We start from the raw sequence: 21,379 nt of genomic DNA, 5'->3' as shown, positions 1-21,379 counted from the left end.
CTACCGAGATCAGATGATCTTCTGGCCGATCAGGTACTGGGCGATCTTGGTGCCGCCGTCGCCTTCGTCGGCGATCTTCTCGCCCGCGGTGCGCGGAGGCTTCGGCGTGGCCGCGGTGACAGCGGAGCCCGCGTTCGCGACGCCCACGGTCGAGGGGTCGACGCCCAGGTCGGCCAGCGTGAAGGTCTGCACTTCCTTCTTCTTCGCGGCCATGATGCCCTTGAAGGACGGGAAGCGCGGCTCGTTGATCTTCTCGGTGACACTGACGATGGCGGGCAGGCTGGCCTCCAGCTTGAACACGCCTTCGTCGGTCTCGCGCTCGCCGGTGACCTTGTCACCGTCGACGGTCAGCTTGCGCAGGTGCGTCAGCTGCGGCAGGCCCAGGTACTCGGCGATGATCGCGGGCACCGCGCCCGCGCGACCGTCGGTGGCCTCGTTGCCCGCGATGACCAGCTCGACACCCTCGACCTGGCCGAGCGCGCTCGCCAGCACCCACGCCGTCTGCACGGCGTCGGAGCCGTGGATGGCCGGGTCGTTGATGTGGATGGCCTTGTCGGCGCCCATGGACAGCGCCTTGCGGATGGCCTCGGTGGCGCGGTCCGGACCGGCGGCCAGCACGGTGACCTCGCCGCCCTGGGCCTCCTTGATCAACAGCGCCTCTTCGACGGCGCGCTCGTTGATCTCGTCGAGGACGGCGTCGGCGGCCTCCCGATCGAGGGTGAAGTCACCGTCGGTGAGCTTGCGCTCCGACCAGGTGTCGGGAACCTGCTTGATGAGTACGACGATGTTCGGCATCGGTCTTCGTCGACCTCCTGTTCTGGTTACACGTATGTGGTGGTCGCACGAACTGCGCCGTACGCCCGGGTGGGTGGCTCAGGCCGTGACATTACCTTACGTTAAGTTACCCGTGGGTAACTTAGTGGCTTCTCTCTCACAAGTGGGTACCACGCGTTACAGTGCGCCGGTTCACCGACCCCGCTTCCAGCCGGTCGAAGCCGCACTTCTGGGCCGACCGGGTGGGTGTCCCGCCTGGAAACGGTGGCAGTAACGTCGGAGTGATGAGCGAGGCTGTGATCCCTGCCGCAGTGGACGACCCGTCCGGCATCCCCGCGGACCCCGAGACGAGCGTCGGCGCCGTCGAACCGCTGCCGCTGACCGGCGAGCGCACCGTGCCCGGCATCGCCGAGGAGAACTACTGGTTCCGCAGGCACGAGATCGCCTACGCCCGCCTGCTGGACCGCTGCGCCGGAAAAACCGTGCTGGAGGCGGGTTCCGGCGAGGGTTACGGTGCGGACATGATCGCCGACGTGGCCACCAAGGTGATCGGCGTGGACTACGACACCGGCGCCGTCGAGCACGTGCGCGCACGCTACCCCCGCGTGGAGATGATCCAGGGCAACCTCGCGGAACTGCCACTGGAGGACGCGTCGGTCGATGTGGTGGTGAATTTCCAAGTGATCGAGCACTTGTGGGACCAGTCCCAGTTCCTGCGGGAGTGCCTGCGCGTGCTGCGTCCCGGCGGTGAGCTGCTGATCAGCACGCCCAACCGGATCACCTTCTCGCCCGGTCGCGACACCCCGCTCAACCCGTTCCACACCAGGGAGCTGAACGCGGCCGAGCTGACCGAGCTACTCGTCGACGCCGGTTTCGAGGTCGCGCGGATGATCGGCGTGCACCACGGGCCGGCCCTGAAAGCGCTGGACGCCAAGCACGGCGGGTCGTTCATCGACGCGCAGATCGAACGCGCGCTGGCCGGTGAACCCTGGCCCGCGGAACTGACCGCGGACGTCGCGAGCGTCACGGCGGACGATTTCGTGCTGGAAGCGGCGGACATCGACGCGAGTCTGGATCTGATCGCCATCGCGGTGAAGCCTTGACCGGTCGCAGTACCGTGCCCGGCGGGCACGCCGCAAGCCCCGTGCCGGGCCAGTTCACCTTGGTCCTGCACTCCCATCTGCCCTGGCTGGCCCATCACGGTCGCTGGCCGGTCGGCGAGGAATGGCTCTACCAGTCCTGGGCCGCGTCCTACCTGCCGGTCGTCGAGGTGTTGCGAACCCTTGCGGCGGAAGGCCGTTCGCATCTGCTGAGCCTCGGCATCACGCCGGTGCTCGCGGCTCAGCTGGACGACCCGCACTGCCTGGCGGGGATGCACCATTGGCTGGGCAACTGGCAGCTGCGCGCCGACGAAGCCGCCATGGCGGGCAACGTGGCGCTGGGCAGGCACGAACACCGCTTGGCCGCCGCCGCCCTGGCCGAGTTCGAGCGGCACTGGCGGCACGGCGCGGCGCCGGTCTGGCGCACGCTCATCGACGCGGAGACCATCGAACTGCTCGGCGGCCCGCTGGCCCACCCGTTCCAGCCGCTGCTGGATCCGCGATTGCGCCAGTTCCAGCTGGTCGAGGGCTTAGCCGACGCGCGGCACCGCTGGGGTCGCACGCCGACGGGCATCTGGGCGCCGGAGTGTGGATACACCCCTGGCATGGAGGTCGGCTACGCCGCCGCCGGTGTGACGCATTTCATGGTCGACGGACCCGCTCTGCGCGGCGACACGACACTCGGCCGTCCGGTGCGGGATTCCGATGTGGTCGCGTTCGGACGTGATCTGCAGGTGAGCTACCGGGTCTGGTCGCCGAAATCCGGCTACCCGGGGCACGGCGCCTATCGTGACTTTCATCACTACGACCACGCCACGGGTCTCAAACCCGCGCGGGTCACCGGCAAGACCGTCGCGGGTCCGGACAAGGCTCCCTACGACCCGGAACTGGCCGCCGCGGCCGTCGCCCGGGACGTGGACGACTTCGTGCGGACGGTGCGCGAGCGGTTGATCTCCGAGTCCGAACGCATCGGACGGCCCGCCTTGGTCGTGGCGGCGTTCGACACCGAACTGTTCGGCCACTGGTGGCACGAGGGCCCGCAGTGGCTGGCGCAGGTGCTGCGCGCGCTGCCGGAGGCAGGCGTCACCGTGGGCACGCTCGCCGACGCGCGAACCCGCGGCTACCTGGGCGAACCGGTACCGCTGGCCGATTCGTCCTGGGGTTCGGGCAAGGACTGGCGGGTGTGGGCGGGCGAGCAGGTGCGCGACCTGGTGGAGCTCAACGACGACATCGTGCGGCTGAGCCTGGACACCGTCGACAAGATGCGCGCCGCGCAGGGCGGCGCGCCCGGGCTGCGCGACCACGTCGCCGATCAACTGCTGCGCGAAGCGATCCTGACCGTCTCCAGCGACTGGGCGTTCATGGTCAGCAAGGACTCCGCCGCGGGCTACGCCCGCGACCGCGCGCACCGCCACGCCCACGCGGTCCGCGAAATCGCCACGGCCGTCGGGGCGGGCCAACTCGCGAAAGCACGGCAGTTGGCGGCAGGATGGGGGGCAGCTGACGGACTCTTCCCCGGCGTGGACGCGCGACGACTGACCTCCGCGGGGTCCGTACCCAGCGCCACCGGGGCAGTATCCGCCGCCGCGCCGGGACCGGGCTCCGCCATCGCGGGCCACGGACCGGGCCCGGCGGACCCGGGCTCGGCCGCAGAAGGACTTGCATGAAGATTTTGATGGTGTCGTGGGAGTACCCGCCGGTCGTGGTCGGCGGGCTCGGCAGGCACGTGCATCACCTCGCCGTCGAACTGGCCGCAGCCGGCCACGAGGTGGTCGTGCTGTCCCGCCGCCCGTCCGGCACCGACGCCTCGACCCATCCCACGCACTCCTACATCGCCGACGGCGTGCTCGTGGTGGCGGTCGCGGAGGACCCGCCGGTGTTCGACTTCGGCGAGGACATGCTCGCTTGGACGCTGGCCATGGGGCACGCCATGGTGCGCGCCGGCGTCGCGCTCGGCAAGCCGGGCATCGGCGACGGCTGGACGCCCGACGTGGTGCACGCGCACGACTGGCTGGTCGCCCACCCCGGCATCGCGCTGGCCGAGTACTACGACGTCCCGCTGGTCTCCACCATCCACGCCACCGAGGCCGGCCGGCACAGCGGCTGGGTCGCGGGCAAGGTCAACAAGCAGGTGCACTCGGTGGAGTGGTGGCTGGCCAACGAATCCGACGCCTTGATCACCTGCTCGGCGTCCATGCAGGACGAAGTCGAGCGGCTCTACGGGCCCGAGCGGATCCCGATGACGGTGATCCGCAACGGCATCGACGTGGGCGCGTGGACCTTCCGTCCCCGCTCGCCGCGCACCGGCCCGCCGCGGCTGCTGTACGTGGGCAGGCTCGAGTACGAGAAGGGCGTGCAGGACGCGATCGCCGCGCTGCCGCGCATCCGCCGTGCCCATCCCGGCACCACCCTCACCGTCGCGGGCGTCGGCACGCAGTTCGAGTGGTTGCGCGAACGCGCCCGGGTGCACCGGGTCGCCCGCGCGGTGAACTTCACCGGTCAGCTCGACCACGCGGAGCTGCTCGGCTGGCTGCACGGCGCCGACGCGATCGTGCTGCCCAGCCGGTACGAACCCTTCGGCATCGTCGCGCTGGAGGCGGCCGCGGCGGGTACCCCGCTGATCACCTCGACGGCGGGCGGCCTGGGCGAAGCCGTGATCGACGGCGTCACCGGCGCGTCGTTCGCGCCCGCGGACGTCGACGGCTTGGTCGAAGCGGTCCGCGCCACCCTCGACGACCCCGCCGCCACCCAGCAGCGCGCCTACGCCGCCCGGGAACGGCTCACCGCCGATTTCGCGTGGGACGTGGTGGCGGCGGAAACCGCCCAGGTGTATCAGTCGGCCAAGCGGCGGGTGCGCAACCCGCTTGGCCGCCCGTCCATCGTGGAACGTCCTCTGCCGGAACGGGATCCGAAGTAGCCACCCGTCTCGGCTAGCCGCCGAGCTTCTTGACGATGCGCTCGACGGTGAGCCAGGTGCGGGTGGTGATGTCCTTGCCGTATGTCTTCTCCAGCCAGGCCATGAAGTCGGGGGTCTTGCCCGGCGAGCTGTTGTCGATGACCGCGAGGAACGCTCGCGCGTCCGCGTCGTAGCCGACCACCCGGGTGAGCGGGTCGGGCCGCTCGGGCAGGTCGGACGGAGCTGCGGCCGTGTCCTTGAGGAACGTGGCGATCAGATATGTGCCGCGCCCGTGGGTGAGGCCGTGGAACGGATCGGTGTCGAGCAACGCGCGCAGTTCGTCATGACTGCGGATGATCGTGCCACCGCCGATGCCCAGTTCCCGGATCAGCGCCTGCTGGATGCGATCCTCCAGCTCGGGCACATCGGACTCCGCGCTGTGGAAGACGATATTGCCGCTGGCCAGTACCGAACCGACGCCCTCGAAGCCGAGCGATTCGAACACCGCGCGCAATTTCGCGTTGCTCATGTTCGGATTGCTCGGCATGATCCCGCGCAACAGCGCGGCGTAGGCAGTCATAGCGCCGAACCTACTCGTCCGCACCGACGAATCCGGGCCCTACCGGGCGGCCGCCGGGCTCCGCGTCCTTGTCAGGCGGTCTGCGTCGCGCCGTTCTTCTTGCGCGCGATGTCCTCCAGCGCGGCCAGATATTCGGCCCGTTTCTCGGCGCCCGCCTCCCACGCCGCCTTGCGGTTCTTGACCACCTTGGCCGGAGCGCCGACGGCGATGCTGTAGTCCGGGATCTCGCCCTTGACCACGGCGTGCGCGCCGAGCACGCAGCCGCGACCGACACGCGTCTCGCGCAGCACGGTCACCTTGGCCGCGATCCAGGTGTCGGGACCGATGCGCACCGGGCTCTTCACGATGCCCTGGTCCTTGATCGGGACGTTGATGTCGTCCATCTTGTGGTCGAAGTCGCAGATGTAGCACCAGTCGGCTACCAGGGTCGACTCCCCGATCTCGATGTCGAGGTAGGTGTTGACGACGTTGTCCTTGCCGAACACCACCTTGTCGCCGATGCGCAGCGAACCCTCGTGGCAGCGGATCGCGTTGCCGTCGCCGATGTGCACCCAGCGGCCGATCTCCATGCGGCTCAGTTCCGGCGTGGCGTGGATCTCCACCCGGCGGCCGAGGAAGACCATGCCGCGCAGCACGATGTGCGGGTTGGCCAGGCGGAACTTGAACAGCCGGTAATAACGCACCAGATACCACGGCGTGTACGCCCGGTTCGCGAGCACCCAGCGCAGCGACGCCAGCGTCAGAAAACGCGCCTGCTGCGGATCGCGGCGGCGCGATCCCCGCCAGCGCGAGCGCAACGGTGCGCCCCACATGCTCGTCACGAACGGTTCTCCTGTCGTGGTCCTACCGGCCGTCGCCCGCCTCGCGGCGACGGATAGAGCCTATCGCTCGCGGCGGGCACCCCGACGACCGCCCGCGACGACAACGCCGGGACTCGTTCACCCGCGCAAAGGGCTCCCGTACAGTGACTCCTGCGCCGGAGAGGGCGCGGGTGCGAGCCAACGACGACAGGAGTACGGCAGGTGCGAAGCGGCGGCGTACTGGCTACTTCCATGTGGCGACCGTCCCGGAAACGCGCCGCGGCCGTGCTGGCCGCGGTCGGCGCGCTGACCCTGGCCGGTTGCGGCACCGATTACGACGACATCACGGTCGGCACCGGCAAGGGCTGGACCGCCGCCTACCACGACGGCCGCAACAGCGGCACCGCTCCGATCACCGGATCGCGGAAGATCGGATTGAGCTGGCAACGGCCGGTCGGCGGGCCGATCGCCCAGCCGGTCACGCTGGGGCCCGACAGCCAGCTGTTCGTCACCACACGCCTGCAGAACTGCTCGATCTTCTCTTTCCAGATGGCCACCGGCCGCAAGCGGTTCTGCAACGCTCTGGGCCCGAGCGCGATCTCCGCGCCGTCGGCGGTCGACGGGATGACCAACGTCTACGTCGGCGACGACAGCAGGGTGATCTCGTTCAACTACCTCGGGCAACCGCGGTGGGCCACGCCGGTCGCCGGAACACCGGTCTCGGTGCAGTTCACCGGCGACGGAAAGCTGCTGACGATCAGTCAATCCGGCCAGGTCGACGTGTTGTCGCGGCAAACGGGCGAGCGGGCGGTCCCGACACTGCAACTGCTCGGTGAACCCAACTTCCTCGTCAACGCCGGGCTCGGCTGGCCCGACGCGGGCCAGGGACTCGACGACTGCGCCACCGGAGGGCCGCAGTGCCCCGTCGCGAACATCTCCGCCATCGATACGGGCAGCGGCAGCTTCTACGCGACGCTGTGGCAGCCGGGGCGGCCCGCGGCGGCCGTGGTCGCGTTGCGCTACACCGGGGACAAGGTCGTGCGGGAGTGGAGCGCCGAGCTACTGCTGGGCGGCAGTTCCACCAGCCCGGCGCTGTCCGCCGACGGCGGCACCCTCTACGTCGGCGACAACAACAACCGCCTGATCGCCCTGGACACCGCGGACGGGCGGACCAAGTGGGTGCATCGGCTGGACTGGACGCCGCGCGGCGGCATCTCGGTGTCCGACGACGGCCTGATCGTCCCGTCCGGCGAGGACGGCTACCTGCTCGCGCTCCGAGACAAGGGCGACACAGCCGAAACGGCTTGGGAGCGTAAGGATCTCGCGCTGCGCGGATCCGCGGCGCAGACGATGGGCGACACCGGGTACGTCACCGCGGCCATCGGTGACGGGCTCAACCTCGTCACTTTCGACACGCGAACCGGGAGCACGATCGATTCCGACGTCCTGCCGGGCGCGAAAGGAACCACCACCGGCACGTCGATCGGCGCGAAGGGCGAGGTCGTGGTCGCCACCCGCATCGGCGAGATCTTCGCCTTCGAGCCGGAGTAGCGCCGCCACCAGAGCACGCGGTTCCCGCTGGAGTGCCTGAACGAAGCGTTGGCCCCTCGCTGGGCGGCGGGCTGATCGCCGCGGAGGACGGGCGGCGCGGCCGCTGCCGCACGGCTCGTCGTAGCCGCACTATCGGCGTCCAGCGGCGACACCCGCGTCGTCACGGGGTGGCACAGACGAAGACCGTCGCGGCGCGGCCGATGCGAGTGATCACGAGCGTGTGCGGCCGGGTGCCACGAGGTTTCAGGCGCGCACGAAGGGCGTCCGGGTCGATGTCGACGCCCCGGGCGAGGATTTCGAGGGGGCCGCAATCGCGGCGATGCAGTTCGGCGCGGAGGGCCTTCTCGCGGAAGTCCATGCGGTCGAGGATCCGGAAGCCACGTACGCCCTCGGGGACGGTGTCGCCCGTGAGATAGGCGATGCGCGGATCAAGTTGCCACAGGTCGTTTTTCGCGGCGTAATGACGGACCAGACCGGCGCGCACGACGGCTCCGTCCGGGTCGATGATCCACTGCCCCGGCGCGCGCTCCTCGATGTCGTCTGGTTCGGCATCGCTGATGGTCCAGCCGCCGCCCTTGGACGAAAGTACCGTCGCGCGACGACCGACACCCCGCTCGGCCAGTCCGGAAGACCATAGGCACGCCTCACGCACCGAGCCGTCGAGTGAGACGACCTCCACCTCACCGGACCAATCGAGCCGGTCGAAATCGAGACCGGGAGCGCATTTCACGGCGAGATCGCGGCCCGTGTAGACCGCGAGCAGATCCGGCAGCGGCGGTTGGAGTTTGGCCGGGTCGTGCGTGCGGCGGCCATCGGCGCGCCGGGCCGGGTCGGCGATGATCACGGTGTCGCGACTGCTCGGGCGCAGGGCATCCGCCCTGGCCAGCAGCACATTTCGGGCTTCCTCCGAGGGACCGGTCGCGAGCGAGCTCCACTCCCCCGCCCCGAGCCGGCGCGGCCCCAGATTGTGCGCGGCGATCGCCAGCCGCACCTCGTCCAGATCGCTGCCGAGCACCGCCGGGCACACCCGGGCCAGCTCGACGAGCTCGGCTCCGATCGAACAGGTGATGTCGTGCACCGTCCGTCCGGCCAGCCGCTCGGCGCGCTGCCGTGCCACCAGCGTCGGAGTGGCTTGCTGCAGCGCGTCGTCGGTGAACAGCCACTGCCCGGCGTCGAGGAGCTTGGCGGCTGCTCTGCGCCGCAATCGCACGGTCTCGATCAGGGCCGCCGCCCGATCGCCGTGCGCGCGACGGACCCGCTCCAGATCCCGCAGGTGCATCGCCGGGGTCAGGTCCAGCTGTCCCACCTCGGCCAGCGCGTCCCAGCCGATCGCGCTACCGAGGTATCCGACATCGTCACGGGTGAAGCGATAGCCCACTACCGGGCTCCCGTAATCGTTCGCACCGTGCCGACCCACCGGAGTCCGGTTGCCGGGACCGTCACCCGCGCTGTGGCGACGGCCCGGCTCGGGTTGCCGGTGCGGGTGATCTCGGCGGCGGCCTGTTCACCGGCATTGTCGGTGGCGATCCCGCGAGCCTTGGTTCGGTCACCGTTTCGGTGACGTTCCGTCTCCGGGTTCCCGCGCGGTGACGCCAGCCGGTTCACCTGGGCAGCATGGTCGCTGCCCAGGTCGGCGATCCGGTCGCGACAGGTCGCGCGAGCCACTACTTTCCGGCGGAGGTTGGCTTCACACCGGTGATCATGGCGTTGTAGAAGAACTGGCGCGGAACGACGCGGCGCATGACGTTCTCGTCCACCCAGCTCAGCCCCAGCCAGGCGCGGTACATGGCCATCCGGTAGCGCCAGGTGAGCTTCTCCGCGGGCACCGCGGCCTCGAACGTGCGCACGGGCCAGCCCCACAGTGCCGCGGCGAACTCCTCGGTCTTGGCCGCCACCTCGACGGCGCCCGCCGAGCGGGCCATCGCCTCCAGGGCGCGCGGATCGAAGGTGTGCAGGTCGACGACCGCTTCCAACGCCGCCGCGCGGGAGGACTCGTCCAGTTCCTCCTGCGGACGCCGCCAGTCGCTGAGCATCGGCAGCTTGGTCACCGTGGTGGTGGCCTTCCAGGTGATCCGGCCCAGCCAGCGCGCGTAGAAGTTGCCGACCGTGGTGGGCTCACCGGCGAACACGAAGCGGCCGCCCGGCTTGAGCACGCGCAGGCACTCCTTGAGCGCGAGCTCGACGTCCGGGATGTGGTGCAGCACCGCGTGGCCGACCACCAGATCGAAGGTGTCGTCCTCGTAGGGAATGGTCTCCGCGTCGGCGACCCGGCCGTCCACGTCCAGGCCGAGGTTCTGCGCGTTGCGCAGCGCGACCTTCACCATGCCCGGCGACAGGTCGGTGACCGAGCCGGACTTCGCCACGCCCGCCTGCATCAGGTTCAGCAGGAAGAAGCCGGTACCGCAGCCGAGTTCGAGCGCCTTGCCGTAGGGCAGTGGCGCGGGGCCCACGGCCAAGTCGAACCGGCCGCGCGCGTACTCGATACAGCGCTCGTCATAGGAAATGGACCATTTGTCGTCGTAGGTCTCGGCCTCCCAGTCGTGGTAGAGCACCTGGGCCAGCTTCGTATCCTTGAGCGCTGCTTCGACCTCTGCCTCGGTGGCGTGCGGGTTCGGCGCGGGGTCGTCGGGACGTACCGTCATGGTCGGCAAGCCTACCCAAATCCGCAGTTGACGCCTGCTATCGGCCCACGAATTCGGCCGACCCTGGACCGTTGGCCAGATAGGAACCTGTTCCTATCAGGCGATCTTCCGTCGTGAACAGGGCGGACCACTCCCCGCGGGCCCGATCGAGGCCGTGCGGACCTGCTTCGAAGACCGCTTTGGCGGCGGCCAGCGCACGGGCGGGACCGCCGACGAACCGACGCGCCCAGCGCATCGCGGCGGTGTACACGTCGTCCGGCGCGACGACCTCGTCGACGAGACCCAGCGTCTTCGCCTCCTCCGCCTCGACGAATCGACCGGTGTAGACGAGGTCCTTGGCCGGGCCGGGCCCGATCAGCAGCGCGAGCCGCCGGATGCCCGCCAGCGGGATCAGGCCGGTCTCGATCTGCGGCAGACCCAGCTTCACGTTGTCGCCGATGACGCGGCGGTCCGCGCCCAGCGCCAGCTCCAGCCCGCCACCGAGGCAGTAACCGCTGATCGCCGCGACGGTGGGCTGCGGAATCCGGGCCAGGCAGCCGAGGGCGCGCTGCAGGTCGGCCGCCATGGCGTCGGCCTGCTCGCTGCCGAGACCGAACAGTTCGGCCACGTCGTCACCCGCCGAGAACACCCGTTCGTCGCCGTACACGACCACCGCGGCGACCCCCGGGTCCGCCGCGACGGCGTCGGCCGCCTCGGCCAGCTCGCGCACCAGCTGCACGTTCAGCAAGTTCAGCGGCGGGCGGGCGAACCGCAGGACGGCCACGCCCCGCGCATCACCCTCCGGCAGCTCCAGGGTCACGAATTCGGCCATGAGAGGCCACGCTACCGGGTCCGCGCCGTCACCAGCGGTGAGGCCCGAAGACCGACCGCGGGGTCACCGACAGCAGGCGTCCGACAGCTGGGCCGCCTCTCTCATGGGCGCACGGATCCTCGGAGTCGCCCGGCGTCGGGTAGGTCGGCGAAGTAGCGGTGGTTGCCGGGGAAGGACAACAGCTGTTCGCCGTCCAGATCGGACAGCACGGGCAGGATCGGGTCGATGGCGCGCTGGGCCGCCAGGATGTCGGCGGTGGAGCGGAATTCGCCGAGCGCCACCAGTTGCGACCACGTCGGGGGGAGCAGCACGTCGACGCCCGAGCGCCAGCGCGCCAGCGCCTCGGCCGGGGTGCTCCACCGCACCTCCGCGGCCTCGGACGTGGCGCCGTCGGCGCGCTGGCCCTCCGGCAGCACCGCGACGAAGAACCGGGTGTCATAGCGGCGCGGCTCGATGACCGGAGTGATCCAGTTCGCCCACGGGCGCAGCAGGTCGGCGCGGAGCACCAGCTTCTCGTCGGCGAGGAACGATGCCAAGGTCAGCTCCCTGCGCTCCAGCCTGCCGCGCGCGTCCCGGTATCCGGTGGTGTCGGAGACGACGCTGTCGGCGGTCGGGCCGGCCAGCAGCACACCGCACTCCTCGAACGTCTCGCGGACGGCCGCGCAGACCAGCGCCTTGGCCCTGGCCTCGGTGGTGGCGAACCGCTGCGCCCACCAGGCGGGCTCGGGACCGGCCCAGGCGATGTCCGCGGTGCCGTCGGACGGATCGACGCCGCCGCCGGGGAACACGGTCATGCCCGCGGCGAACGCCATGGCGCCCACCCGGCGTTGCAGGAAGATCTCCGGCCCATCGGCGCCGTCGCGCACCAGCATCACCGTCGACGCATCCTTGAGCGGCGATGCCGGTCGCTGAGAGTCTGCCTGCGCTTCTGTCTCACTCACCCTTGCACCATAACGGGTGCGATCGGACGCACTCCGTCCACAACCCGCGCACGGCGGAGTCGAGGCCGAGGTACGCCTGAACTCGCGCAGTTGGACGCTAACTCGTCCACAACCGCGTACGACCCAAGCGAAGGCGAAGGTACGCCCGTTGCGCGCTTGGTGGGCGACCGCACACCGACCGGGTCAGCGGCTGCGGTGGCTGCCCGCCCGGCGCGAGCGCCGCGCGAAGTAACGGCCGTCGACCCGATCGAGCGCGATCGATTGCCTGAAGGCGTCGCTGAGGTTCTCCGACGTGAGTACGTCGGAGAGCAATCCCTGCGCCACCACTTCGCCCTCGTTGAGCAGCAGGCCGTGCGTGAACCCCGGCGGGATCTCCTCCACGTGGTGGGTGACCAGCACGATCGCGGGCGCGTCCGGATCGGCGGCGAGATCGCCGAGCCGCTCGACCAATTCCTCGCGGCCGCCCAGGTCCAAGCCCGCGGCCGGCTCGTCGAGCAGCAGCAGCTCGGGGTCGGTCATCAGCGCGCGGGCGATGAGCACCCGCTTGCGCTCGCCCTCCGACAGCGTGCCGTAGGTGCGGTCCGAGAGGTGCTCGGCTCCCAGGCTTTCCAGCATGTCGATGGCGCGGTCGGTGTCCACGTCGTCGTAGCGCTCCCGCCAGCGGCCGAGCACCGCGTAACCCGCGGAGATCACCAGATCGCTGACCTTCTCGTCGACCGGCACCCGGCTGGCCACCGCGGCCGACGACAGGCCGATGCGCGGGCGCAACTCGGTGATGTCCACCTTCCCGATCCGCTCCCCCAGCAGATGGGCGATGCCCGCGGTCGGGTGCAGCTCCGCGGCGGCCATCCGTAGCAGCGAGGTCTTGCCCGCGCCGTTGGGTCCGAGGACCACCCAGCGTTCGTCGAGCTCGACCTGCCAGGTGACCGGGCCGACGAGAGTATGGCCGGAGCGGCGGACGGTCACGTCGGTGAAATCGATGAGCAGATCGGGATCCGGTTGCGGCACGCGCTCCATCTTGGCCCACCCGTGGGGGCACTTGCCAACGCGGGGAGGGAAAACCGAGCCGGTCGGTCGGATCTTTGCGGGAACGCCGCCCGCACGGCCGTATCGGGCGCCCCTCCGACACGCCCGCGCGACGGTTCACCAGGACCGGGCGGGCACCGCGATCACCGTCATCGAGCCCGGCGCCACTTCGGTGTATCCCGCGTCGCGCACGGCGACCGCTGCGCCTCCGGCCACCTGCTCGACCAGCGCGGACCAGTGCTGCGCGTCGGCCTCGCGCACCGCGCAACGGAAGCCGAGTTCCGCCCAGCGCAGCGCGTGCTCCACCGGCAGCGCACCGGCCAGCAGCATGCTCGCGTGACCCACCTGTGCGGCCGACTTGCCCAGCGTCATCCCGAGCGCGGCGTTCACCCAGAGCACCGGCAGGTCCGGATCGGGCGGCCCTGGCTCGTCGTGCTCGAGATCGGTGCCGCCGATCTGCAGCCGCTTGATCAGCGGATCGACCTGCCCCACCGGCCCCGGGACCAGCGCCCGCGCCTGCGCGCCCTCGATCTCGACGGTGACGCCCGGCACGCCGCACGTCGCGCGCCATTGGGCGCCGCGCGCCCGGCGAGCCACCTTGCGGATTCGCGACCGCTTCCAAGCCAGATAGCGTTCCTCCCACTCGCCACCCGGCCCGACGCGCTCGTCCAGGCACAGCGCCACCGCGGCGGACGCGGCGGCGGCCAGCAGCGCACTGCGCGGCGGCGGATCGGTCTTGGGCAGATGCAGAACCATCTGCATCGCCTGCACCATGGCCGGGTCGTCCGGATCGCCCGCACCGTAGCCCGCAGACAACTCCGTGTGCCGGGCCCGGAACCCTTCGACGTCCGAAATAGTTGCGCCCGTACGGGTTACGCCGTCATCCCGGACGTCGGCACCGCATTCCGGAATGCTCGTCATGGCTTCACCTCGATCGTCAACGAAAACGTCCTGGCCGCTTTCCAGTCCCTGCTCCCGCGGGCGCCGGTACTCCATCGTCAACGGCCGCGTCGACCGTCGCGATGCTCCGGAGCCGCCGCACCCCCGCTACCGCCAACCCGGCCGGCAGCACAAGCAGGGCCTTCCGCACCCGTCCTCCGATCGCCGAAAGATCAACAGCAGCGAGCCTACCGAGGCGAGCGCCGAGCGGGCCGGCTGATCAGCCCAGCGGTACGCGGCGCAGCAGCCCGTCCCTGGCGTCGGCGGCCTCCACCTCGTGCCGGGTGACCCCCAGGATGAACAGGACGGCGTCCAGGTAGGGATGCGAGAGCGCCGCGTCGGCGACCTCGCGCAGCGCGGGCTTGGCGTTGAAGGCGACACCGAGCCCGGCGGCGTTGAGCATGTCGATGTCGTTGGCGCCGTCACCCACCGCGACGGTCTGTTCCATCGGCACCCCGGCCTCGGCCGCGAACTTGCGCAGCGCGGTCGCCTTGGCCGCCCGATCGACGATCTCGCCGACGACCCGGCCGGTCAGCTTGCCGTCCACGACCTCGAGCGTGTTCGCCTGCACGAAGTCCAGTTCCAGCTCGTGCGCCAGCGGTTCGATCACCTGCCGGAAGCCGCCCGACACCACGCCGCAGCGGAAACCGATCCGGCGCAGCGTGCGGATGGTGGTGCGCGCGCCGGGGGTCAGCTCGATCCGGTCGGCCACTTCCTCGATCACCGACTCGTCCAGTCCGGCCAGCGTCGCGACCCGCTGCCGCAGCGATTCGGCGAAGTCGATCTCCCCGCGCATCGCGGCCTCGGTCACCTTGCGGACCTCGTCCTCCACGCCCGCGTGCGCCGCCAGCATCTCGATGACCTCGCCCTGGATCAGCGTCGAGTCGACGTCGAAGACGATCAGCCGCTTGCCGCGACGGGCCAGCCCCGCTCGCTCCACCGCCACGTCGACCTGCTCGGCCACCGCGACCTCGGCCAGCGCCGTGCGCAGCCGGGAATCGGTGTCCGGGCCGGAGTCGATCGCGGTGACCAGCAACTCCATGCCGGTCACCGGGTAGTCGGCGATACCGCGGATGGTGTCGATGTTCGCGCCCAAGGCGGCCAGTTGCCGCGACACCGCGCTGAACGCGCGCGCGGTGACCGGGCTGCCGAGGATGACCACCGCGTGCGTGGACATCGGCTGCCTGCCGATCGCCGCGTCCACCTCCACGTCGACGTGCATGCCGACGGTATTCATGGCCTCTTCGAGCTCGTCCTGCAACGCCTCGGCGTCGGTCGGGCAGGTGACCAGGACGCCCAGCGTCAGCCTGCCCCGGATCACCACCTGCTCCACGTCCAGCAGGCTCACCTGGTGCCGGGACATGGCCGCGAGCAGCACGGACGTCACACCGGGACGGTCGGGTCCGGTGACGGTGACGAGGACGGTGGTGTCGGCCAACTGATGCGCTCCATGTTCGATGTTCGCCGTCGCTGTGCTGGACGTCGTTGTCGCAACGCACGGTGCGTACTGATCTCTGCAAACGATCTCCACAAACGAGTGTGCACCCGCTGGTGACCAGCGGGTGCACACTCGTCGCGATGAATCCTACGGGCGCGGCCGGACGTCGTCTGCCCGGCCCCGGCGCGAAACCGCCCTACTTCGCCAGGGCGTTCGGCTCGTGCAGCTCGGTGGCGTGCTTGCCGGAGCCCCAGCCCACGTGCGCCTCGGCGCGCATGCGCTCGACCATGTGCGGGTAGTGCAGCTCGAACGCGGGACGCTCGGAGCGGATGCGCGGCAGCTCGTAGAAGTTGTGCCGCGGCGGCGGGCAGGTGGTGGCCCACTCCAGCGAGTTGCCGTAGCCCCACGGGTCGTCCACGGTGACCACCTCGCCGTAGCGGTAGCTCTTGAAGACGTTCCACAGGAACGGCAGCATCGACGCGCCGAGCACGAAGGCGCCGATCGTCGAGATCGTGTTCAGCGTGGTGAAGCCGTCGCTGGGCAGGTAGTCGGCGTAACGGCGCGGCATACCCTCGGCGCCCAGCCAGTGCTGGACCAGGAAGGTGGTGTGGAAGCCGATGAAGGTCGTCCAGAAGTGCCACTTCGCCAGGCGCTCGTCCAGCATCCGGCCGGTCATCTTCGGGAACCAGAAGTAGATGCCCGCGTAGGTGGCGAACACGATGGTGCCGAAGAGCACGTAGTGGAAGTGCGCCACGACGAAGTACGAGTCGGTGACGTGGAAGTCCAGCGGCGGGCTGGCCAGGATGACACCGGACAGACCACCGAAGAGGAAGGTGACGATGAAGCCGATGGAGAACAGCATCGGCGACTCGAAGGTCAGCTGACCGCGCCACATGGTGCCGATCCAGTTGAAGAACTTCACACCGGTCGGGACCGCGATGAGGAAGGTCATGAACGAGAAGTACGGCAGCAGCACCGCGCCGGTGGCGTACATGTGATGCGCCCACACCGCGATGGACAGCGCGGCGATGCCCAGGGTGGCGTAGACCAGCGTGGTGTAACCGAAGATCGGCTTACGCGAGAAGACCGGGAAGATCTCCGAGACGATGCCGAAGAACGGCAGCGCGATGATGTACACCTCGGGGTGGCCGAAGAACCAGAACAGGTGCTGGTAGAGCAGGATGCCGCCGGTGGCCGGGTCGTAGATGTGGCCGCCCAGGTGGCGGTCGTAGGCCAGGCCGAACAGCGCGGCGGTCAGCAGCGGGAAGGCCAGCAGCACCAGGACGCTGGTGACGGCGATGTTCCAGGTGAAGATCGGCATCCGGAACATGGTCATACCCGGAGCGCGCAGGCAGACCACGGTGGTCAGCATGTTGACGCCACCGAGGATGGTGCCCAGACCGGACACCGCCAGGCCCAGGATCCACAGGTCGGTGCCGACACCGGGCGAGTGCAGGATGTCGGTCAGCGGCACGTACGCCGTCCAGCCGAAGTCCGCGGCGCCGCCCGGGGTGATGAAGCCCGCGGTCGCCATGCTCGCGCCGAACGCGTACAGCCAGTAGCTGAAGGCGTTCAAGCGGGGGAACGCGACGTCGGGAGCGCCGATCTGCAGCGGAAGGATGATGTTGGCGAAGCCGAACACGATCGCGGTCGCGTAGAACAGCAGCATGATCGTGCCGTGCATGGTGAACAGCTGGTTGAACTGCTCGGTCGAGAGGAACTGCAGACCGGGTCGCGCCAGCTCACCGCGCATGAGCAGGGCCATCAGGCCACCGATGAGGAAGAAGCCCATCGACGTGGTCAGGTACATGACACCCAGGACCTTCGGGTCCGTGGTGGTGACCATCTTGTAGATGAACGAGCCCTTCGGCCCGGTCCGAGCCGGATAAGGCCGAGTCGCTTCCAACTGAGGGACTGGCTGGGGCTCTACGGCAGTCACTGATCCTCCTGAAAGGTGCCTTTAGGTCGCTCCGCAGGCTCCGCTGATCGCATCCACCCCGATGTCGGGACAGACGACAGTTCGCTTGCGCTCTTGGCATCGTAAACCGGGCGCGCCCGGGCCGACCGCACGGGTCCTACTCTCTGTCGTAGCTGTGTTGTTCTGCCGCGCCTTCGCGCGGCGTGTTCGCGGCCCCTTCATGGCTCGGGCCGCGAACGGGCAATGCTCGGTCTCGCTTCGCTCGAAAGACATGGTCGCGGTGAGTTGGCGCGTAGTCGGCAACCCATGGGTTGGTTGATTGCGGTGCTGGTGCAGAAACCGACTCGGGTGCCCGTGGCGGCGGTCGGCGACAGCGATACGGCGGAGTAGACCACCCTCCAACAATTTCGTCCGACCGCGCACCCAGCTCTCCAGGCGAGACGCTGGCCGGGATCGGCGCACCTGCCAACCCTCGGGCGAGTGGCGATCGGCGGCCCCGGCCGGGCGGCGATCGGCGGAGCTCCGCTGCGACCTGAGGTCATCGGTCGCTCGGACTAGTCGCGCCGGGGACCGATGAGTTCTGTGGACGGTGGGCGTCTGTATCGGTGACACGAGTTCACCTCAGCCAGGAGACCAGCGATGACGACACCGAATAGCAGCAAGCCCGGCGATCCCTGCTGGGTCGATTTGTACAGCTCCGATCTCGATCGGAGTATCGCGTTATACCGCGAGCTGTTCGACTGGACCGCGGAGAGCGCGGGCGAGGAGTTCGGCGGGTACGTCACCTTCCGTAAGGACGGGCGCGCGGTGGCGGGCGCCATGGCCCGGATGCCCGGCGACACCGACAGCCCGGAACAGTGGACGGTGTATCTGTCCAGTTCCGACGCGCAGGCCACCGCCGACGCGGCGACCGCGGCGGGGGCGTCGCTGGTCGTGCCGCCGATGGCGGTCGGCGAACTGGGCACGATGGCCGTGCTGGGCGACGTGGGCGGTGCGGGTGTCGGCATCTGGCAAGCCGGGACGTTCCCCGGATTCGAAACCATGGGCCTGGTCTCCGGCGGTCAGTGGCGCGAGCATGCGGGCGCGCCGTCCTGGTTCGAACTGCACACCCGTGCCTACGACGCCTCGCTGACGTTCTACCGGGAGGTGTTCGGCTGGTCGGACGTCTTCACCATTTCCGACGCCCCCGAATTCCGCTACTCCACGATCCACGCCGAAAGCCCGATGCTGGGCGGCGTCATGGACGCCTCGGCTTTCCTGCCCGAGGGCGCCCCCGCGGGCTGGATCGTGTATTTCGGCGCCGACGACGTGGACAAGACCGTCGAGCGGCTCGTCGAACTCGGCGGGAACGTGCTCTCCCCACCCCAGGACACCCCCTACGGCCGCATGTCCGCGGTCAGCGACGCCACCGGCGCCCGCTTCAGCATCGGCGGCAACCGCGCGTGACGCGAACGGCCCGCACGAAGACTCCCCACCATGGCGGACCCTCCTGCGGGCCAACGGTTACCAGCGCATAGGCGTCTCACACCGGATTCGCGCGGGTGAACTCCGCCATGGCTTCTCGGATTCTGTCGACGATCACCGGATAGCTACCGGATTCTTCGACTCGAACAGTCAGTTCGTCGCACAACGCGACGAACTGCTCGTCTTCGGGATCGGCGAACAATCTCATATCGGCGATATTCCGCGCTCCGAGATACGGGCCCCGATATCGTCCGGCGACCGCGTACGCCTCGTTCAGGCAGATCAGGCGAACCCCCGCCAACGGGCGTCCCGCCACCTTTCTCTGCTGAAAGAACCGCGTCAGCTCCTCGGCTATCCGGTCCGCGTGCGTCAAGTCGACGGTGTCCGCGTCCAGCCCCTCGATGTCCCGGGCCACGCTGTCCAGCGCCTCCAGCCGCAGCCGATCGAACGGGGTATCCATGGCCGCCGCATCGCTGCTTCCGATGGTGCGCTGTGCGCGGATGGCATGCACCGCAAGAGCATGACTGGAGGATTCGCCGCAATGCACACGGCCACAAAACCGCACCATCTCCGTGAGATCGAGGCGCGATCGCGCTGGCAGGTTCTCGATGGCGGCCTCGGCCTGCCTGGCGGCGGCGATCAACTCGCGTCGTCGTATGCGCATCCGCGTACAGCACCCCCGTTCGAGTCATCACACGGTCGCGCAAGCGAACCACAGAACCTCTGGGATACGGCCGCCCGCCGCTTCCACCTCACCCTCGGGAGGACCGGCGCCGACATGTACCCTCACTCGCATGCCGGTGAGCGACGTGATGCATGGACGCACCCGAATTCGCGCGGTCCGCCATCGGAACAGCGCGGCCGGTCACCGGTGGCGGGCGGTCGTGGCGGCGGCCGCGGCGATTCTCGTGGCGGGATGCGGCGGAACCACCGACGACTCCGCGTCCATCGTGCGCACCACCACCAATATCGCGGGCGCGGGAGTGGTCGGGCTGGAGCGTGACACCACCCGGGCGTGCGCGCTGCCGAGCGCGCCGGATCCGGGTGAGCCCACCCGCAGCGTGACCCACGCGGCCGGCGTCTCCGAGGTGCCCACCGACCCGCAGCGCATCGTCGTGCTCACCACCTCCGCGCTGGACGCGGTCTGCGCGCTCGGCCTGTGGGAGCGGGTCGTGGGCACGGTGACCATGGACGGGCCGAGTCCGCAGCCCGCCTACCTCGGCACCGGCGTGCTGAAGATCCCCGGCGTCGGCACCGCCGAGCAGCCCGATCCGGCCCGGATCGCGAACCTGCACCCCGATCTCATCCTGGGCGAGATATCCGCCGGCACAGCGACTTTCACCGCACTGCAGGCCATCGCCCCGACCGTGCTGGTCGGCTCGAACAACAGCTGGCAGGCCGAGTTCGCCGCGTTCGCGGCCGGTCTGGGACGGCGCGGGGCGGCCGAGACCGCACTGCAGAACTACCGAACCGAAGCGCGCGACACCGGCGCCGCCTTGGCAGCGGGCCAGACCCAGGCGTCGGTCGTCCGGTTCACCGCCGACACCGAGCGGGTGCAGGGCAGCGACAGCTTCTCCGGCCAGGTGCTCGGCGACGCGGGCGTGCAGCGTCCCGCCGCCCAGCGCGGCGCCTCGTTCGACGTGCGCGAGGACGAGTTCGCCACGAAGGTGGAGGGCGACGTCATCTATGTGATCCTCGCGGGCCCGGAGGGCAAGAAGCACGGCGAGGCGGTGCTGCGCGGCGACGACTGGAAGGACCTCGGCGCCGCCACCGATCGCCGGGTGTTCGCCGTAGAGGACAGCGTCTGGCACGGCGAGGGCCTCACCGCCGCCCGCGCCCTGCTCACCGATCTGCGCAACACGCTCAACGGCTACGTGACCGACTGACCGGCCCACCCCCTTGGGTGAGGTTTCCCCCACCCTGGGAGTGCGCGGACCAGCGCTGGGGTTGCTGTCGAAAAGCCGTCTCGAGGACGAGATTCAGAGGTACGCCGAGAACCTCTCAATCGACCCCGAGGACACGACATGCACACGCTGACCGATTCGCTCGCCGACAACCTGTACGTCCTGCCGCAAGCGCAGTCCGTCGCCGGGGTCGATCCGCAAGCGGTCGTGGCGTCCGCCGCCGATTGCGACCTCACCTACGCCGAACTCGATCGCTGGTCCAACCGCCTCGCCCGGCTGCTGCTGGCCATCGGCGCGGGACCGGGCACCCGCGTCGCGGTCGCGATCGACCAGCCGATCGAGTCCGTGGTGGCCGAGCGGGCCGCCACCAAGATCGGCGCCATCACCGTCCCGGTCACCGACGACCGCTCCTACGCGCTCGGCACCCCGGTGGGCGTCACCACCAAGGATCAGCAGCCGGAGCGCGCGGACGAGATCACCTGGCTGGTGCTGGACGAGCGCTCCACCTTGCAGCGCTACCTGGCCAGTTCCGCCGCGCCGCTGCGCGCGGCCGATCTGGATCTGCTTCCGAAGACCGCCTGACCGGGCATGTCCG

At 69.7% G+C, this 21,379-nt stretch carries 19 protein-coding genes; 7 read left to right on the top strand and 12 right to left on the bottom strand.

Annotated features, from left to right (window positions below):
* Positions 1–9: 9 nt before the first annotated feature.
* Positions 10–795 carry an electron transfer flavoprotein subunit beta/FixA family protein gene (locus tag ABZ552_RS11080; protein WP_159838488.1) on the bottom strand — a complete coding sequence of 262 codons (786 nt, stop codon included), beginning with the start codon at positions 793–795 and terminating at the stop codon, positions 10–12.
* 263 nt (positions 796–1,058) lie between these two features.
* Here ABZ552_RS11080 and ABZ552_RS11075 point away from each other — a divergent pair, with 263 nt between their 5' ends.
* The 3 genes from ABZ552_RS11075 to ABZ552_RS11065 are packed head-to-tail and all read left to right on the top strand — an operon-like array spanning position 1,059 to position 4,791.
* Entirely contained in the window at positions 1,059–1,877 is an 819-nt protein-coding gene (locus tag ABZ552_RS11075; protein WP_357436634.1) for a class I SAM-dependent methyltransferase, read from the top strand.
* Entirely contained in the window at positions 1,874–3,541 is a 1,668-nt protein-coding gene (locus tag ABZ552_RS11070) for a glycoside hydrolase family 57 protein (RefSeq protein WP_357436631.1), read from the top strand. Before ABZ552_RS11075 ends, ABZ552_RS11070 begins: the two co-directional genes overlap by 4 nt.
* Entirely contained in the window at positions 3,538–4,791 is a 1,254-nt protein-coding gene (locus ABZ552_RS11065) for a glycosyltransferase family 4 protein (protein ID WP_159838484.1), read from the top strand. The genes ABZ552_RS11070 and ABZ552_RS11065 overlap by 4 nt, the downstream gene beginning before the upstream one ends.
* Before the next feature lie 13 nt (positions 4,792–4,804).
* Here ABZ552_RS11065 and ABZ552_RS11060 read toward each other — a convergent pair whose 3' ends face one another.
* Together ABZ552_RS11060 and ABZ552_RS11055 are read right to left on the bottom strand one after the other, a co-directional pair.
* Positions 4,805–5,350 carry a DUF1697 domain-containing protein gene (locus ABZ552_RS11060; RefSeq protein ID WP_357436628.1) on the bottom strand — a complete coding sequence of 182 codons (546 nt, stop codon included), beginning with the start codon at positions 5,348–5,350 and terminating at the stop codon, positions 4,805–4,807.
* Positions 5,351–5,421: 71 nt separating this feature from the next.
* Entirely contained in the window at positions 5,422–6,171 is a 750-nt protein-coding gene (locus ABZ552_RS11055) for an acyltransferase (protein WP_357436625.1), read from the bottom strand.
* Positions 6,172–6,402: 231 nt separating this feature from the next.
* Between ABZ552_RS11055 and ABZ552_RS11050 the strand changes: the two genes are divergently transcribed.
* The gene (locus tag ABZ552_RS11050) at positions 6,403–7,701 is read left to right on the top strand and encodes a PQQ-binding-like beta-propeller repeat protein (RefSeq protein ID WP_357436623.1); all 1,299 of its coding nucleotides are present in this window, start codon (positions 6,403–6,405) and stop codon (positions 7,699–7,701) included.
* A gap of 160 nt (positions 7,702–7,861) precedes the next feature.
* Here ABZ552_RS11050 and ABZ552_RS11045 read toward each other — a convergent pair whose 3' ends face one another.
* From ABZ552_RS11045 to ctaD, 8 genes are all read right to left on the bottom strand, one after another.
* The gene (locus ABZ552_RS11045) at positions 7,862–9,079 is read right to left on the bottom strand and encodes a class I SAM-dependent methyltransferase (protein WP_357436620.1); all 1,218 of its coding nucleotides are present in this window, start codon (positions 9,077–9,079) and stop codon (positions 7,862–7,864) included.
* A 286-nt stretch (positions 9,080–9,365) separates the two neighbouring features.
* Positions 9,366–10,343 carry a class I SAM-dependent methyltransferase gene (locus tag ABZ552_RS11040; protein ID WP_281878304.1) on the bottom strand — a complete coding sequence of 326 codons (978 nt, stop codon included), beginning with the start codon at positions 10,341–10,343 and terminating at the stop codon, positions 9,366–9,368.
* A gap of 37 nt (positions 10,344–10,380) precedes the next feature.
* Positions 10,381–11,154, bottom strand: coding sequence for an enoyl-CoA hydratase-related protein (locus tag ABZ552_RS11035; protein WP_357436617.1), 774 nt, complete (start codon positions 11,152–11,154; stop codon positions 10,381–10,383).
* A gap of 101 nt (positions 11,155–11,255) precedes the next feature.
* On the bottom strand, positions 11,256–12,026 hold the full coding sequence (locus ABZ552_RS11030; protein WP_281919518.1) for an NUDIX hydrolase: 771 nt from the start codon (positions 12,024–12,026) through the stop codon (positions 11,256–11,258).
* 252 nt (positions 12,027–12,278) lie between these two features.
* A complete protein-coding gene (locus ABZ552_RS11025; RefSeq protein ID WP_281878301.1) occupies positions 12,279–13,112 on the bottom strand; it encodes an ABC transporter ATP-binding protein in 834 nt (277 codons plus the stop codon).
* 126 nt (positions 13,113–13,238) lie between these two features.
* Positions 13,239–14,042 (bottom strand): aminoacyl-tRNA hydrolase, encoded by an 804-nt coding sequence (locus tag ABZ552_RS11020; RefSeq protein ID WP_357436613.1) that lies wholly within the window; start codon positions 14,040–14,042, stop codon positions 13,239–13,241.
* Positions 14,043–14,280: 238 nt separating this feature from the next.
* A complete protein-coding gene (gene serB / locus ABZ552_RS11015) occupies positions 14,281–15,498 on the bottom strand; it encodes a phosphoserine phosphatase SerB (protein WP_159838464.1) in 1,218 nt (405 codons plus the stop codon).
* Positions 15,499–15,694: 196 nt separating this feature from the next.
* Positions 15,695–17,437 (bottom strand): cytochrome c oxidase subunit I, encoded by a 1,743-nt coding sequence (ctaD, locus tag ABZ552_RS11010; RefSeq protein WP_084488664.1) that lies wholly within the window; start codon positions 17,435–17,437, stop codon positions 15,695–15,697.
* Positions 17,438–18,055: 618 nt separating this feature from the next.
* Between ctaD and ABZ552_RS11005 the strand changes: the two genes are divergently transcribed.
* Positions 18,056–18,862, top strand: a complete 807-nt coding sequence (locus tag ABZ552_RS11005) for a VOC family protein (protein ID WP_357436608.1) — start codon at positions 18,056–18,058, stop codon at positions 18,860–18,862.
* A 76-nt stretch (positions 18,863–18,938) separates the two neighbouring features.
* Here ABZ552_RS11005 and ABZ552_RS11000 read toward each other — a convergent pair whose 3' ends face one another.
* Positions 18,939–19,523: a hypothetical protein gene (locus tag ABZ552_RS11000; RefSeq protein ID WP_357436605.1), complete on the bottom strand. Its 585-nt coding sequence runs from the start codon at positions 19,521–19,523 to the stop codon at positions 18,939–18,941.
* A gap of 151 nt (positions 19,524–19,674) precedes the next feature.
* Here ABZ552_RS11000 and ABZ552_RS10995 point away from each other — a divergent pair, with 151 nt between their 5' ends.
* Both ABZ552_RS10995 and ABZ552_RS10990 read left to right on the top strand, forming a co-directional pair.
* On the top strand, positions 19,675–20,766 hold the full coding sequence (locus tag ABZ552_RS10995) for an ABC transporter substrate-binding protein (protein ID WP_357436602.1): 1,092 nt from the start codon (positions 19,675–19,677) through the stop codon (positions 20,764–20,766).
* A 138-nt stretch (positions 20,767–20,904) separates the two neighbouring features.
* Positions 20,905–21,366 (top strand): AMP-binding protein, encoded by a 462-nt coding sequence (locus tag ABZ552_RS10990; protein ID WP_281878292.1) that lies wholly within the window; start codon positions 20,905–20,907, stop codon positions 21,364–21,366.
* Positions 21,367–21,379 lie beyond the last annotated feature (13 nt).

This window comes from Nocardia sp. NPDC019219 (assembly GCF_040632645.1).
Lineage (GTDB): Bacteria > Actinomycetota > Actinomycetes > Mycobacteriales > Mycobacteriaceae > Nocardia > Nocardia sputorum.
Note: the sequence above shows the minus strand (reverse complement) of the source record. Positions and strands in the feature narration are given on the sequence as shown.